Source organism: Boseongicola aestuarii (assembly GCF_900184815.1).
Taxonomy (GTDB): domain Bacteria; phylum Pseudomonadota; class Alphaproteobacteria; order Rhodobacterales; family Rhodobacteraceae; genus Boseongicola; species Boseongicola aestuarii.
On the sequence record NZ_FXXQ01000006.1, the window covers coordinates 142,227 to 156,349 of the forward strand.

The 14,123-nt window shown below is 55.5% G+C and carries 15 protein-coding genes; 10 read left to right on the forward strand and 5 right to left on the reverse strand.

Features of this window, described 5'->3' with window-relative positions; genetic code table 11:
- Positions 1-56 precede the first annotated feature (56 nt).
- Positions 57-896, reverse strand: a complete 840-nt coding sequence (locus tag BOA8489_RS10275; RefSeq protein ID WP_093973930.1) for a 3-oxoadipate:acetyl-CoA acetyltransferase — start codon at positions 894-896, stop codon at positions 57-59.
- A gap of 86 nt (positions 897-982) precedes the next feature.
- On the opposite strand from BOA8489_RS10275, the gene BOA8489_RS20435 reads away from it, so the two are divergent.
- Positions 983-1,138, forward strand: a complete 156-nt coding sequence (locus BOA8489_RS20435; protein WP_176440266.1) for a hypothetical protein — start codon at positions 983-985, stop codon at positions 1,136-1,138.
- Between the two features lie 113 nt (positions 1,139-1,251).
- On the opposite strand, the gene BOA8489_RS10280 is transcribed toward BOA8489_RS20435, so the two are convergent.
- Entirely contained in the window at positions 1,252-1,965 is a 714-nt protein-coding gene (locus BOA8489_RS10280) for a GntR family transcriptional regulator (RefSeq protein WP_093973931.1), read from the reverse strand.
- Between the two features lie 186 nt (positions 1,966-2,151).
- Here BOA8489_RS10280 and BOA8489_RS10285 point away from each other — a divergent pair, with 186 nt between their 5' ends.
- From BOA8489_RS10285 to BOA8489_RS10320, 8 genes are all read left to right on the forward strand, one after another.
- Entirely contained in the window at positions 2,152-3,360 is a 1,209-nt protein-coding gene (locus tag BOA8489_RS10285) for an amino acid ABC transporter substrate-binding protein (protein ID WP_093973932.1), read from the forward strand.
- Positions 3,361-3,432: 72 nt separating this feature from the next.
- On the forward strand, positions 3,433-4,299 hold the full coding sequence (locus BOA8489_RS10290) for a branched-chain amino acid ABC transporter permease (RefSeq protein ID WP_093973933.1): 867 nt from the start codon (positions 3,433-3,435) through the stop codon (positions 4,297-4,299).
- An 11-nt stretch (positions 4,300-4,310) separates the two neighbouring features.
- The gene (locus BOA8489_RS10295; protein WP_245813771.1) at positions 4,311-5,228 is read left to right on the forward strand and encodes a branched-chain amino acid ABC transporter permease; all 918 of its coding nucleotides are present in this window, start codon (positions 4,311-4,313) and stop codon (positions 5,226-5,228) included.
- On the forward strand, positions 5,225-5,962 hold the full coding sequence (locus BOA8489_RS10300; RefSeq protein WP_093973935.1) for an ABC transporter ATP-binding protein: 738 nt from the start codon (positions 5,225-5,227) through the stop codon (positions 5,960-5,962). The genes BOA8489_RS10295 and BOA8489_RS10300 overlap by 4 nt, the downstream gene beginning before the upstream one ends.
- Complete coding sequence (locus BOA8489_RS10305) at positions 5,955-7,103, forward strand: ABC transporter ATP-binding protein (RefSeq protein ID WP_093974021.1); 1,149 nt, start codon at positions 5,955-5,957, stop codon at positions 7,101-7,103. The genes BOA8489_RS10300 and BOA8489_RS10305 overlap by 8 nt, the downstream gene beginning before the upstream one ends.
- Before the next feature lies 1 nt (position 7,104).
- Positions 7,105-8,580, forward strand: a complete 1,476-nt coding sequence (locus BOA8489_RS10310; protein ID WP_093973936.1) for an aldehyde dehydrogenase family protein — start codon at positions 7,105-7,107, stop codon at positions 8,578-8,580.
- 3 nt (positions 8,581-8,583) lie between these two features.
- On the forward strand, positions 8,584-9,372 hold the full coding sequence (locus BOA8489_RS10315; RefSeq protein WP_093973937.1) for a coniferyl-alcohol dehydrogenase: 789 nt from the start codon (positions 8,584-8,586) through the stop codon (positions 9,370-9,372).
- A 22-nt stretch (positions 9,373-9,394) separates the two neighbouring features.
- Complete coding sequence (locus tag BOA8489_RS10320) at positions 9,395-10,912, forward strand: flotillin family protein (RefSeq protein ID WP_245813773.1); 1,518 nt, start codon at positions 9,395-9,397, stop codon at positions 10,910-10,912.
- A 473-nt stretch (positions 10,913-11,385) separates the two neighbouring features.
- Here BOA8489_RS10320 and BOA8489_RS10325 read toward each other — a convergent pair whose 3' ends face one another.
- The gene (locus BOA8489_RS10325) at positions 11,386-11,772 is read right to left on the reverse strand and encodes a diacylglycerol kinase (RefSeq protein ID WP_217897941.1); all 387 of its coding nucleotides are present in this window, start codon (positions 11,770-11,772) and stop codon (positions 11,386-11,388) included.
- Positions 11,769-12,314 carry a PI-PLC domain-containing protein gene (locus BOA8489_RS10330; protein ID WP_141138269.1) on the reverse strand — a complete coding sequence of 182 codons (546 nt, stop codon included), beginning with the start codon at positions 12,312-12,314 and terminating at the stop codon, positions 11,769-11,771. Before BOA8489_RS10330 ends, BOA8489_RS10325 begins: the two co-directional genes overlap by 4 nt.
- Between BOA8489_RS10330 and BOA8489_RS10335 the strand changes: the two genes are divergently transcribed.
- Positions 12,306-13,106, forward strand: coding sequence for an endonuclease/exonuclease/phosphatase family protein (locus tag BOA8489_RS10335; protein ID WP_141138270.1), 801 nt, complete (start codon positions 12,306-12,308; stop codon positions 13,104-13,106). The two genes, BOA8489_RS10330 and BOA8489_RS10335, sit on opposite strands and share 9 nt — an antisense overlap.
- Positions 13,107-13,477: 371 nt before the next feature.
- Here BOA8489_RS10335 and BOA8489_RS10340 read toward each other — a convergent pair whose 3' ends face one another.
- Positions 13,478-13,882, reverse strand: a complete 405-nt coding sequence (locus tag BOA8489_RS10340) for an OsmC family protein (RefSeq protein ID WP_217897942.1) — start codon at positions 13,880-13,882, stop codon at positions 13,478-13,480.
- Between the last annotated feature and the right edge of the window lie 241 nt (positions 13,883-14,123).

Below are 14,123 nucleotides of genomic sequence, written 5' to 3' on the forward strand. Positions count from 1 at the left end.
AGCGCTAATGCCGGCGGCTTCGGCAAACAATGGCCAGTTCACTTGCACCCGATTAGTCAAACCGCAACCTGTTTCAGTCCCAGGATTTGCCGTGCCTCAGACCAAGTGGCTACCGCGCGCTCGTATCGGTCGCAAAGGTCAACCACGCGCTCTACGAGAGCCGCATTGGACGGCGCAAGTGTTTCCCGGTCAATCCGGACGTTGTCTTCGAGGCCCGTGCGGGCATGGCCGCCTGACGAGACCGCCCAATCGTTAAGTGTAATCTGCTCCGCTCCGATTCCGGCTGCGCACCAAGGCACGTTCTGTCCGAACAGGCGTTTGACGGTCTTGATGTAGAAGTCGAAAACCTCGCGATCGACGGGCATCGAGTTTTTCACCCCCATGACAAATTGCACATATGGTGTTTCGTTGATCCGGCCATCGGCATGCATTTTTGCTGCTTGAAAAATGTGACTAAGGTCGAAGGCTTCGATCTCGGGCTTCACTTCGTAGGTCTGCATTTCCGCGGCTAGCCAGTCCACCAGATCGGGTGGATTTTCATAGACTCTGGTCGGGAAGTTGTTTGATCCAACCGATAAAGACGCCATGTCGGGGTGAAGAGGCAGCATTCCGCCGCGAGCTTTGCCGGCTCCGGAGCGACCGCCAGTCGAGAACTGGATGATCATGCCGGGGCAGTGTTTCTCGACGCCTTCCTTCAACGCCGCAAATTTCGCAGGGTCGGAGGATGGTGTTTCGTCTTCGTTTCGCACATGCGCATGGACAATCGAGGCTCCAGCTTCGAACGCTTCATGCGTGCTTTCTATTTGCTCGGACACTGTGATCGGCACGGCGGGATTGTTGGCCCTCGTCGGCAGCGACCCGGTGATCGCTACGCAGATGATGCAGGGGGGTGTCATTGCAAAATAGTGTCCTGTGCTTCGTTTTCGATCTGTCTAGTAAGCTTTGCCGTCTGCTTGGTCTATCATCAGCTAAAAGGAACGACATGGTCCATCGTTTATCTGCGATTGGTACGGTTCTTCGATACGGGTTTCTGATTCTTGGCGCGGCCTACGAGCGCGTTCTTCAGGACATGGCGACGGGCTCTTATCTCTTGTTCAAAGCGGTCTTCCAAAATGAACTGCTCCTTGTTGCCATCTGACGGGGTCATCCTAACCACAATTCAATGGATTTGAAATTGGTGGTCTTGCTTGCCGGGGAAGCCCTGTTCGAGAAAAAAGTTAAACGATGCAATGGTTCAACGATTTCTTGTTCCTAGACAAAGAGTGAAGTGTACACCGGGATTTGATTGGCGTGTTCACGCATTAGCGTCTCTGCCCGGTAGGGGTCTTGGCGTTCGATCGCGTCGAGGATGAGCCTGTGCTGCATATTACCAAAACGCAGTCGATTCAGTTCCTCGAATGTTTTTGCCTCGTTGAACACTACTGTTCCGAGCCTGAGCAGCGGCAGGTATTCAAGGCGAGTGACGGCGAGGCCAACAAAATCATTTCCACAGCCCTGCATTATTCGCCCGTGAAAAACGACATTGATATCCTGATAGCGTTGAATGATTTCGGCGGCCGTGCGAGCGCTCTGCAGAATGGCGTCAATTTCTGCAATTCCTTCGTTCAGAGTTCGTGCGCTTTCTTCGTCGATACCCGTTCGGGCGAGTGTTCCTGCAGCCAAACCTTCTAGCACTCCTCTGACTTCATAGGCCTTGGCCAAATCCTCGGAGTTGAACGCAAGTACTGTATAGCCCCGGCCGTCGCGTTTGCGTATCAGGCCTTCGACTTCCAATGCGCGCAAGGCAAGCCTTGCCGGAGTGCGGGAGACGTCGAACATTTTCGAGATAAGCACTTCGCTTATTTTTGAATCAGGTTCGAGCGATCCGTCCAATATCATCTGTCTTAGCGAAACCACTACCCGTTTGTCTGCGGTCACAAGTGTGCCGTCGGGGCTGAATGCCTCGGTGCGGTCCGGTTGGTTCATAAATATCACCTTGGGAGCTCGGATTCGTATCCATAATACAAAGAAAGTGCGCCGTCAGAAGTAATAATCGTTGTTAAGTTCGAGTTAATGGATGCAAACTTACTCCAATAGCAGAATTCGCCCTTTACGAATCATCTTCGCAAAAGAAGGCGAACCAAAGACGTGATAATTGTCAGGGAGGACACTATGATCCGTAGAAGTCTTATGAAAATTGCAGCGGCCGGGCTTGTCGCATCAAGCGCACTTGTTGCAAGTGCCGCCGCCGCACAGGATGTTATCAAGGTGGGGGCGATCGCTCCAAAAACCGGGCCGTTGGCTGGTGGTGCTGTGGTGACGCAATGGCCAAATGTTCAGCTTTGGGTCGAACAGGTCAATGCCCGCGGCGGGTTGGATGTTGGTGGCAAGAAAATGACCATCGAATTGATCGAATACGATGACAAAACCAACCCCGGCGAACACATCAAGTTGGCCCAGCGATTGGCCGAACAAGATCAGGTCGATTTCATCGTCGCTCCCTATGGGACGGGGTTCAACATCGCAAGCGCTCCGATTTATGGCCGCTACGGTTATCCCATGATTGCGGTTTCAGCGATCACCGACAAGATGGAGGAGTTGACCGAACGTTATCCCAACCTTTTCTTTACGCTTGGAACCACGACGGCGTTTGTCGATGGCGTCAAAGAAATTCTGGTTGAGCAGCGAGAAGCGGGCGCAATCGGCAACGAGATCGCCATGGTGAATGTGGCGGATGCGTTCGGGATCGAACTTGCGGATCGTGCGCGCGAGCTGTTCACGGAAGCGGGGTTCGAACTGGTTTACGACAAGTCTTATCCGCTAGGCACACCTGATCTGTCGCCGGTGATGAAAGGTGCCAAGGATTCTGGCGCAAAAGCATTTGTGGCATGGTCTTATCCGCCAGACAGCTTTGGTCTGGCAGAGCAGGCAATCATCGAGGACCTTGATGTTTCGGTCTACTATTCAGCCGTGGCGACAAGTTTCCCAGCCTTCAGTGGCGCCTATGGTGGTAAGATCAACAACGTCTTGGGTGCCGGCGGCACCAATGTCGATGACCCAAAGGTCGCGGAATACCGCGCTGCACACCTGGAAGTAACTGGCAAAGTTCCCGATTACTGGGCATCGGCCAACACCTATGCCGCGCTGCAAATTCTTGAGCAGGCCATCGAGGGAGCAGGAACTCTGGATAGAGATGTCGTCACTCAGTACATCAAGGACAATTCCTTTGATACGGTGATGGGTGATCTGTCCTTTGAAAACAACGTAAGCCATAAATTTTGGTCCGTTGGCCAATGGCAAGATGGTGTTTTCCGGGGCGTGAAAGGCTCGAACGTTGATGGTGCCGTGCCAGTTCGTCTGAAGGAAGGTTGGGCCGAATAATCCCAAAATGAAACGCAAACGCCCGGCACTGATTTGGTGCCGGGTGCCTGCTTTTGGACACCGCAACCACCCATGCTAGATATAGTCGTCTCCGGCCTATTGCTATCAGGCACCTATGCGCTCGTCGCGATGGGGCTAAATTTGCAATACGGAGTGGCCCGGATCATGAATCTCGCCAACGGCGAAATTCTGATCCTTGGTGCATTGGCGTCCTTTTGGTTTTATACGACCTCTCAAGTGAGCCCGTTGCTGACGTTGGTGTTCATTACGCCCGCAAGCTTTGTCGTAAACTGGCTGATTTATCGCTTTTTGCTTACGCCTCTGGTCAGGCGCGCAAAGACGCAAGGAGCACTTGAGGTCGATTCAATCCTCGCGACGTTTGGAATGTCGTTCATCATCATCGGCATTGTAGTGTCAATTGAGGGCGGCTTCTTTGCCTACAATTTCTTGCTAGACCCGATATCAATCATTGGCTCAACGACGTCGCTTAACCGCCTTGTGGCGTTCGTTATCGCCTGCGCGATCGGGCTGGCGCTTTATTTGTGGCTGAATCTCAGCCGTTCAGGTGTCGCAGTGAGAGCCGTCTCGGTATCGACGGAGGCTGCGGGGCTCGTTGGCATAAATGTGCCGCGAGTGTCCGCTTTTGCCTTTGCTTTGGGCGGTGCGATCACTGCAGCAGGCGGGGTCTTGATTTCAACGTTCATCACACTTGATGGTTCGATTGGCGTGGTATTCACACTCAAAGCGCTCATCATCGTCATCATGGGGGGTGTGGGGGATGTGCGCGGCGCCATCGTAGCGGCGCTGATCCTGGGGTTGGTCGAGACGGCGGTTGCCACGCTTATCGATCCCGGGCTGACACTGGCCGCAGCCTATCTGATGTTCATTCTGGTTTTGCTGTTTCGACCAGAGGGTTTGTTCGGAAGGCGTGCAACATGAAGCCAGCCGGAATGAGCGAACTTGTTTGGGCGGCTGTCTTGGTGTTTGTGGCAGCCTTCCTGCCCTGGATGGTAAATGGATATTGGCTGTCGATTGGCGTGACAGCCATGATGTATATTGCGCTGTCGACTTCATGGGTGATGTTCTCCGGGCCAACGCATTATATTTCGCTGGCAACTGGAGCGTTCTTTGGTGTTGGTGGTTATCTGGTTGGTGCGGGCATGAGCGACTATCAGCAATCCTTCTGGTTGATGGCGGTAATTGCGCCCATTGTCGGGGCGATTTTGGCTGCTCTGATCGGATTTGCCACGCTGCGGCTTTCGGGCGTCTATTTCGTGATTTTCACGCTAGGTCTTGCGGAGATGATCCGCAACGTCGTGAGCTGGGTGCAGAATAATTTTCTGGGCTCGCGCGGTCTGTATGTTTTGACGGATTTTCGCGATCAGCACATTTATTGGATGCTGCTGGCCGTGGCTGCGGTGGTTTACCTATTGGGCTGGTTTATCAGCCGTTCGCGAATTGGGTTCGCGCTCAGAATCATCGGCGGTGACGAAACGGTAGCCAGGCATGTTGGGATAAACACTGCGACGGCAAAGGTAATCTTATTCACGACAACGGGTTTTTTCGCAGCCTTGGTGGGGGCAATCATTGCGCCGCGTTGGAGTTATATCGAACCAAATCAAGTTTTCTCTCCGCAATTGAGTTTCCTTGTTGTCATCATGGCGCTCTTGGGTGGAGCGGGTCGACTCTGGGGGCCGCTGGTCGGAGTGATCCCGTTCACGATCCTTTGGGAATGGGTCGCGATCCAGTTTCCGAACCAGTCGACGCTGTTCCTTGGATTGTGTTTCTTGCTTATCGTCTATGCGCTGCCGCATGGCATGGTCGGGCGCATCGAAGAACTGCGAGCGCGGATGAGGAGAGGCGCATGAGACAGTCGGGTGCGATCCTTTCGGTCAAGGGCGTGACCAAGCGCTTCGGCGGTCTGGTGGCTGTATCCAACATGTCGTTTGATGTGGCCGAGCACGAAATGGTGGGGGTGATTGGACCGAACGGGTCGGGCAAGACCACGATGATGAATATGATCTCGGGCGCGTTCAAACCCTCGGAGGGTCGGATTTCCATGAAGGGCCGGGTAATATCGGATCTTCCGGCTCAAAGGATTGCGCGCGAAGGTGTGGGGCGCACATTCCAGCTTGTTCGCTTGTTACCGGGGCTATCGGTCTTGGAAAATGTCAAAGCGGGGGCGGTGTTTGGACATCGCAAGCGTTGGGGAAGGGAAGCGGACGACTTTGCCCACGATATGCTCGATCGGGTAGGGCTTGATGCCATGTCGCACGCGCCAGTCTCTTCGCTAACGTATATTGATCAGAAACGCGTGGAACTGGCGCGCACTTTGGCCGGTGAACCGGAGATTTTGCTTTTGGACGAATGGCTTGCCGGCCTTAATCCCACTGAATTGGAAACCGGCGTCGAGTTGATCCATGCGTTGCGTGACGAGGGCCGCACTGTGGTTATGGTGGAGCATGTGATGGATGCGATCCGTTCGCTTTGTGATCGCTGTGTGGTGATGTCTTCAGGTGCCAAAATTGCCGAAGGCTCGCCGGACGAAGTTTTGTCTAACCGCGAAGTGATCCGCGCTTATCTGGGGGATGACGATGCTTGAGGTGCGAAATCTGACCGCAGCCTACGGGCAGCACCCCGCCTTGAAGGACGTCAGCTTGACCGTTGGAGCGGGCGAAATCGTCGTGATCCTTGGGGCCAATGGGGCGGGCAAGTCGACGCTTCTACGCGCCATTTCGGGGATTTGCGAAGGTAAGGTTGGCGGCGAAGTGATGCTGGGTGGTCAGTTGTTGTCGGGGCATAGCTCGGATGAGATTGTCGAACGCGGTGTCGCCTTGGTGCCGGAAGGGCGCGGGATTTTTGGCGATCTTACGGTCAAAGAAAACCTGTTACTCGGCGCTTATCCGGCTCGGGCGCGGTCTGATGAGGCGGCCAATCTGGATCGCGTTTTGGGGTTGTTTCCAAAACTGCGTGAGCGGCAGGGCCAGGTGGCGCGTACGATGTCAGGAGGCGAGCAGCAAATGGTTGCGATCGGGCGTGCGATGATGTCGGCACCGGACATCTTGATGCTGGACGAACCGTCGCTAGGGCTGTCCCCGCTTTTGTGCAAGGAGCTTTTTCAGAACCTCGCGCATGTTAAAGACCTTGGGATCGGTGTTTTGCTGGTCGAGCAGAATGCCAAGCAGAGCCTTGCGATTGCGGATCGCGGGTACCTCCTAGAAAACACACAGATCGTCCACGAAGATAAAGCAGACCGTCTTGCCAAAGACCCTGCGGTTCAAAAGGCTTATCTCGGGGCGACGAGCAAAGCAGCAACAAAGACAAACGCGAAATCCGCGCCCCGGCACTCTGCCGAGCCCGCGCCTGCTGTTCGGTTTTCGAGCATTTCGGCAACACCGCGACGCACGGCCGAGCAGCAGATCGGCATGTCCATCGACGATATGGTGCGAAACGCGGCACGCCAATCAGCAAGCGCGCCGCGCGGCATTGCTCCGGACGTTGCATTGGCCGCCGATAGATTGGCGAAAGACCGGCTCTCGGTCGTGATCAAAGACATTGAAGCGGCGGCAAAATCAGCGCGAAACCGCAAAGCAAACAAACCACCAACACCTAGTACACCATCTTATTCATCTGCACCGCAAGGGGCCGAAGACGAAGGACCAGCACCTGTCATTGAGGTCTACAGACGACCTGTGGTGGAGGTCTATCGTCGCCGTCCTTCCGGTCAATTCGAAAGGGACTAGAATGCTTGATTCGGCAACAAATGCACCGTCTATTAAGGGCCTCTATATCAACGGCCAGTGGCAGCAGACACCGGGCCAGTTCGATGATTTGAATCCGTCAGACGGTTCTCTATGGGCGCGCATTCCGGAAGGGACAGCGGCTGATACGCGGCGCGCGATTGAGGCAGCTCAGGCCGCATTTCCTGCATGGGCGGGCCTGAAGTTTCAAGAGCGAGCGGAATTTATGCTGAAGGCTGCTGCGATCATTGAGAAGCGTGCTCCGGACTTCATCGCAGCAGCTCAATTCGAGGGAGGCGGTTGGTACGGCAAAGGAGTTTACGAAACTAAGGTCATGCCAGAGATGCTAAAGGCTGCGGCTGCTGTGTGCTATGCACCTATTGGCGAGGTCTTACCGTCGCTGAATGGCAAGGTTTCTACTGCTGTTCGTTCGCCCATGGGGGTCGTCGCTGTGATCAGTCCTTGGAACATGCCAGGGATTTTGGCGACACGTCCATTTTCTGTGCCAATGGCCATGGGCAACACAATTGTTTTGAAACCTTCAGAAGAAACCCCTTGGCTTGGCGGGCTCTTTTTCGCGGAAGTCATGGAGGAGGCGGGAGTGCCGCCAGGGGTGTTCAATGTAGTCACGTGTTCGCGCCGGAACGTGGCTGAGGTTGGCGATGAGCTCGTCGATAATCCGACGGTGAAGGGCGTCGCGTTCACCGGATCTGCAGCCGTGGGGCGTCGGATTGCCGCGAAATGTGGTGCGCATCTGAAGAAAGCCTGCATTGAGCTTGGTGGCAAGGACAGCCTTATTGTTTTGGAAGACGCTAATATGGAGCGCGCAACTTCTGCGGCGAGTTTTGGGGCCTTCATGCATCAGGGTCAGATTTGTATGAGCGTTGAAAAGGTGCTTGTGCACGAAAAAGTCTATGATGAGTTTTTGCGGGGCTTTTTGGCACGTGCGGCCAAACTGAAGACGGGTAACGTCGCTGATAAGTCGAACGTGATTGGTCCATTGATTAATGATCGCCAGGTGGCGAACGTGAAGCATCAACTGGATGACGCTATAGCGAAGGGTGCGAAGATAGCGATCGGTGGCGGCGTGAGCGGTCGGTTTGTCGAGCCGACTATTGTGACACACGTGACCCCGGATATGGATATCTGGCGTGACGAGACATTTGGGCCTGTCGCTGTTGTGGTGCCTTTTCGCACCGACGACGAGGCCATCGCGATGAACAATGACACTGAGTACGGTCTATCAGCGGGCATCATAAGCCGAGATGAGCACCGTGCCATGGACATCGCCAAGCGGCTAGAGACCGGCATGTGTCACATCAACTGCGCGTCGATCAATGATGAAGCTCACGCTCCATTTGGCGGAACAAAGGCAAGCGGCTTAGGGCGGTATGGAGGCAGGTGGTCTCTTGAAGCGTTTTCTGAAACGCGATGGATCACATTGGATCGCGGCCAGAAACATTACCCGCCGGTGTTTTAAGAGATGAAGGATTTGGTCAAAGGCAAACGCATCGTGGTTACCGGTTCGTCTTCGGGCATCGGTTTAGAAACGGCGCGTTTTCTGTCCGAGCAGGGGGCGGAGGTCCTAGGCGTCGATATGACAAAGAACTTCGATTACGTTGAGGAGTTCTACCGCGCGGACCTCTCTGACCCGCGCACGATCGATGTGCTCTTGGATGTGTTACCGAACGACATCGATGGGTTGGTAAATAACGCCGGAGTGCCGCCAACGAAGGACGCCAACATTTTGCTGCGCGTCAATCTGATCGGTCTGAAGCGGCTGACCTATGGCCTGATCCCGAAGCTGGCAGATGGCGCGAGCATCGTGAATGTGGCTTCGCTTGCCGGGCACGACTGGCCGAACTCCGTGGATGCCATAAAGGCGGCGGATGATCTCGATTTTGGAAATCTGGATGCCTTCATCGCGCGCTGGAAAGTCTCTTCTGAGGGGGGGCGCAGTTACTTTTTTGCGAAAGAAGCGTTGATCGCTTGGACTCTGCGCAACCGATGGACATGGCGGAATCGCGGTATCCGGATGAATTCGGTTAGCCCGGGGCCGGTTGATACGCCGATTCTGGGTGACTTCCTGCAAACGCTCGGTGCGCGAGCTGAAGAAGACCGCAAGATCATGGACCGGCCTGGCACGCCGCAGGACATCGCGCCGGTGATTGCGTTTTTGTTATCCGACATGACCACATGGATCCGAGGGACGAACATCCCGACGGACGGCGGCATGCATTCGAACATTCTGTGCAGTATGCACGGGCTTTAGGGGAGGAGAGGAGATGGGCACGATGGGCTGGATCATACTCATATTAGTCGTCTTGGCGGTGATCATTGCGCTGGCTGCGTGGTGGTATGAACGCGCGACCAACGAAGTGTCGCTTTTGCGCACCGGCATTGGGGGGCGTCGCGTGGTCATCGACGGAGGCGTTCTCGCCATTCCCTATTTTCATGAGATCGCACGGGTCAACATGGCGACGTTGCGACTAGACGTGGATCGCCGGGGGGAGGCGTCGCTGATCACGCAAGATCGCCTGCGCGTTGATGTGGGCGCAGAGTTCTATGTGTCTGTTATCCCCGACGAAAACGCGATTACGCGGGCAGCGCAGACTCTTGGGAAACGGACTTTTCAGCGCGAGGAATTGCGCAACTTGATAGACGGTATGATGGTCGATGCGCTTCGTTCCGTGGCTGCGCGGATGACGATGGATGAGTTGCACGAGAACCGCGCCCAGTTCGTGGCTGAAGTGCGTGATATGCTGCGTGAGACGTTGACGCGCTATGGTTTGCAGCTTGATAGCGTGTCGCTGACCGCGCTCGATCAGACGCCGTTTTCGGCTTTGGATGAAAACAACGCCTTTAACGCAGTGGGTATGCGCAAGCTCGCGGAGGTGATCGCGAAATCCAAGAAGGAGCGGGCCGAGATTGATGCCGACAGTGAAGTGTCGGTGCGTCGTGCGTCGATGGAAGCGTCCAGAAAACGACTGGAGATCGATCTCGAAGAGCGGCGCGCAGAGATCGCACAGCAGCAGGAAATCGAGACTCTGGCGGCGGCGCAGATCGCCGAAGTCGCTCAGCGCAAAGCCGATAGCGAGCGCACGGCGACGGAGGCTCGTATCCAGATGGAGCGAAGCATCCAAGCCGCAGAGGTTGCGCGCGAGCAGGCCCTGGAAATCGCAGAACAGGATCGCAAGATTGCTATCTCAACTAAAAGTCAGGAACAAAGCCGTGCCAAGGTCGCAGAAGACACCGCGCGCGCGGAGGCGGTTGTTTCTTCCGAGGCGGTTGAAACCGCACGGGCCCTAGCCGAAGTCCGGCGGCGTGCGGAGTTAGCGCGCGTTTCCGCAGAGTCTGACGCCAATATTGCAGCCTCGCGCGCGGCCATCGCAGCTGAAAGCGAGAAAGCGACGGCAAAGGACTTGGCAGCGGCCCGGCGCGAAGCGGCAGAGACTGAGAAAGCCGTCAGAATTGCTGAAGCTGAAGCCAAACGCGCCCATATCGATGCAGAGAATGCGCGTTCTGAAGCGGTGATTGCGATGGAGTTGGAAAAGGCGCGGCTTCAGGCGATGCCGAAAATCGTGGGCGAAATGGTGAAGCCCGCCGAAAAGATAAAATCCATCAACGTCAATCATGTGACCGGACTGGGCGGACGTTCCGCAGACTCAATGCCAAATTCGCCGGTTTCTACGGCCATGGATGCGATAATGGATATGGCGGTTCAGATGCCACTGTTAAAGAAGATCGGCGATCAGATGGGAGTGACCTTTGACGATAGTTTTGACAGCGGAAAGGAGAAAAAGAAAGACTGACTCAGAGGTCTGGTCATTGGAAACCTGCTATAGGCTAGTGTCAGGAGAAATCGGTTTGTGCGAGAACGTCGGCCCATTTGGCCTCGCTTTGCGACAAAATCCAATCCGTTCGCCACTTCAAGGCGTCACCTGACATCATCGGCTTTGCTATGATGATGACGGACAATTCGTTTCATTTTGCTGCGGCCGTTCCTAGGCATGAAACGGCGTTCGCACTGCCAAGTGCGATCATCCTGAAAAGATAGTAAAACATGCTTCTAGCCGGCGTTGCTTTGCTGACTTGATCCAGGGACCTCGCTTTCGGGTGTATGTTGCGAAAGGAGAGATCGGGCCTAATCAATATATGCCGGTGCAAGCTAGATAGCGGTATGCGTAAATCTCAAAGCACAGGTTCAAAACGTCGCGATCGTCGTAAACACCGAAGGCGCAAGTTCCGCTTCAGCCCGTGACTTGCGAAGGCACTGTTACCGGCATCAGCCGAGGAGGCGTGACGCCCCGATAAGTATCCAACACAGTGCCCAAGTCAGCGCCGTGGTAAGGACCGCGCCACTGGCTATGTCTTTGGCCTTCTTCGCCAAGGGGTGGCGGGTTGTCGAAACGTAGTCGACCGTTGCCTCGACAGCGCTGTTGAGTAGTTCGACAATGATGGTCATGGCGCCGAGCGAGATCAGCAGAGCCGCTTCGACGGCTGGAAGACCCGCGACAGCGATGATAATCCAGCTTGCAGCATTCGCCACGGTCCACTGCCGCAGGCTCTTCTCCTCAATCCAAGCTATACGGAGGCCCGAGACGGACCAGAGCGCCGTGTTTCGCAGGCGCTCGATTTCCGGACAGCGGAGATCTGCGGGAGTGCGACTCACGATCCGTCCTTTCGCGGGCAGTTCTGCGGCGCGTCGCGGAGCGCCGCGGCGTCGGTATTCCCGACGTCGTCGGAATAGATGCCCGCAGCCCCGGCAGCGAGCAGGCACGCAACGGTTCCGGGATCGTTTACGGTGTGAATGTAGACCGGGACCGCGGTCGCCTCGCGGACGGCAACGAGAAGGCCTGCGTCAGCCATCGACACTGGCATGGTGATCGCCGACGGGGTTCGATTGCGGGCTTCGCGCACGACCGACGTTGCGTCGTCGCCGTAGCGGTAGAGCGTCCAGATGACGTCTTCGTATCCGAAGTTTCGGTATTGGTCGATCTCTTCGGGCTGATAAGCTTGCGGAACGAACTGGGCGAGGAGGTCAGGATGGTGCTCGGCGATCATCGCGTGCGCCTCCACCGGACGATACTTGACGTCGGTCACAATCCGCACGCCCGGGTTCGCCCGCATCCAGCCCGCGAGGCCGTCGAGATCGCAATTGCGCGGACGCTCAGGACTGGCCGCCAGGAGGCGGCTAAAGTCTTCTTGGGCCAACGGTTCGCCGGTAGCGATCCCAAAGCGGGCCGTAAAGCTTTCGCCCCAATCGTGCAGGCAGACGAGTTTGCCGTCCGCCGTCCAGTTGAAATCAATCTCGAAGACTTCGAAGCGCGACAGGTTGGTGCCTATCGCCTCGAAGGAATTGGTGATGGACGCCCCACCGAGGCGCCCGCCGCCGTGCGCGATTGCCGAAGTGAATGGCGCGGTTTTGGTTGTGCTTGCGCCGATATTTTGACTTCAGCACCGGACTTTGTGACGCTGCAGGAAATTTCAGATGCCAATCTCAAGACCATTGAAAGGCTCAATGCGCATTTTGGCTCAATGGTCGTCTGTCGCGCATCACCCTCGCGAGGAGTGGCTCTGCTCGCAAAACACAGGATCGTCGAAGGGACATCGCGGTGCTATCCCGACCTCGATCTAGTGGTGACCAAAGTCGAAATCGATTCCGGCCCGGTTTGGATTGCCTCTATGCATCTGCGTTGGCCTTTTCCTTTCGACCAGCACGAGCAATCCCGCAGGATTTCGAAGATTCTCTCTGAACTTGAAGGCGAGGTCATTGTGGCAGGCGATTTCAACATGGTCCGCGAAGGTTCCAGTGTCAGACGCATTGGCCGCGCTTCTGGCGCAAACGTGGCTGGTGAAAGAAAGACGACATTCCCGAGATTCAATCCGGTGTTGCCCATCGAGATTGATCACGTCTTGCTTCCCCTTGGCTCGGATGCCGTTGTCGACCTCCGGCCGCTCTTGGGCTCCGACCACTATGGCCTATTTGCGGTGTTCTCGCTGTGATTGGTCCCTTTGACGGGCACTGTCGAAGAAACCGGCTTGTAGCCAGCAGAGCGTCTGGTCTGGACGACCTGAGAGATCAAGGCCGGACATAAGACTATGCGCGTGGCAAGAGCCAGCATCTTAGTATCTTGGATGCGATCCGCGTGCTTGCGACTCTAAAAACGAGAATATCTGCATCACGTCTTAAACTTACCATATCCTCCCAGCGAGGGAATGTATGCGAGGTCCGGATAGGTTCGATTGACTGTTATCAAATCCGCTCGACGTTGTTTATCGGCCCATTTGGTGGCAATCTGATCAGAACCCCGCAACACAGTCGATTTGCCGAGAAAAGACGGTTGGCGGGACTGAGAGATTGCTTGATCGCGATGTTAGGCCGACATCGAGATTTCGACCGGCAGGCCACGCGCAAGTGAATTGCTGACCATACAAGTCGACCGGGCGCGTTCGATGACACCCGAAGCGTCTGTGCCGTCCAAAGTTGAACACGTTACATTCATTTGCGCCAAGGTTGCCACCAAGGGGGTGCCCTCAAGCGAGAGTGTCACGTCGATAGAGATTTCACCCAAGGCTACGCCCAATTCTTCGGCCGTATACCGCAGGTCGTTGCAAAAACATCCGCCAATCGCCAGAGCTAGCATCTGCGCGCCATTCAAACCAATTCCAAGACCACCAGCTTTGCCAATTGGTCGATCAGCTACAATCGTGTGCCCTCCGGCCCAGCCCACCGCAGCTTCGGTACCAGGAAGATTTCGAAATTGCACTTCCACCTTCACGGAAACCTCCACTCCAATTCTATCAAAGGCTCTCTTTACGTTCGGTTTCTGTCAAGGAAGTTCGGCGATATCGGCTCTTGGCGTAGCCAATGCGAAAAATGCAAGAGTGACGCTTGGGACATGGTCCGGTTTGTATTGGACGAAGCCTCTGCGGGTCTTTGATCTCCTACGCTTAAGTGCGAGGGGTTTCAGCTTGCCGCAATATTGGATGCAGTTTTCAGACTGTTTCCGGATTAACATG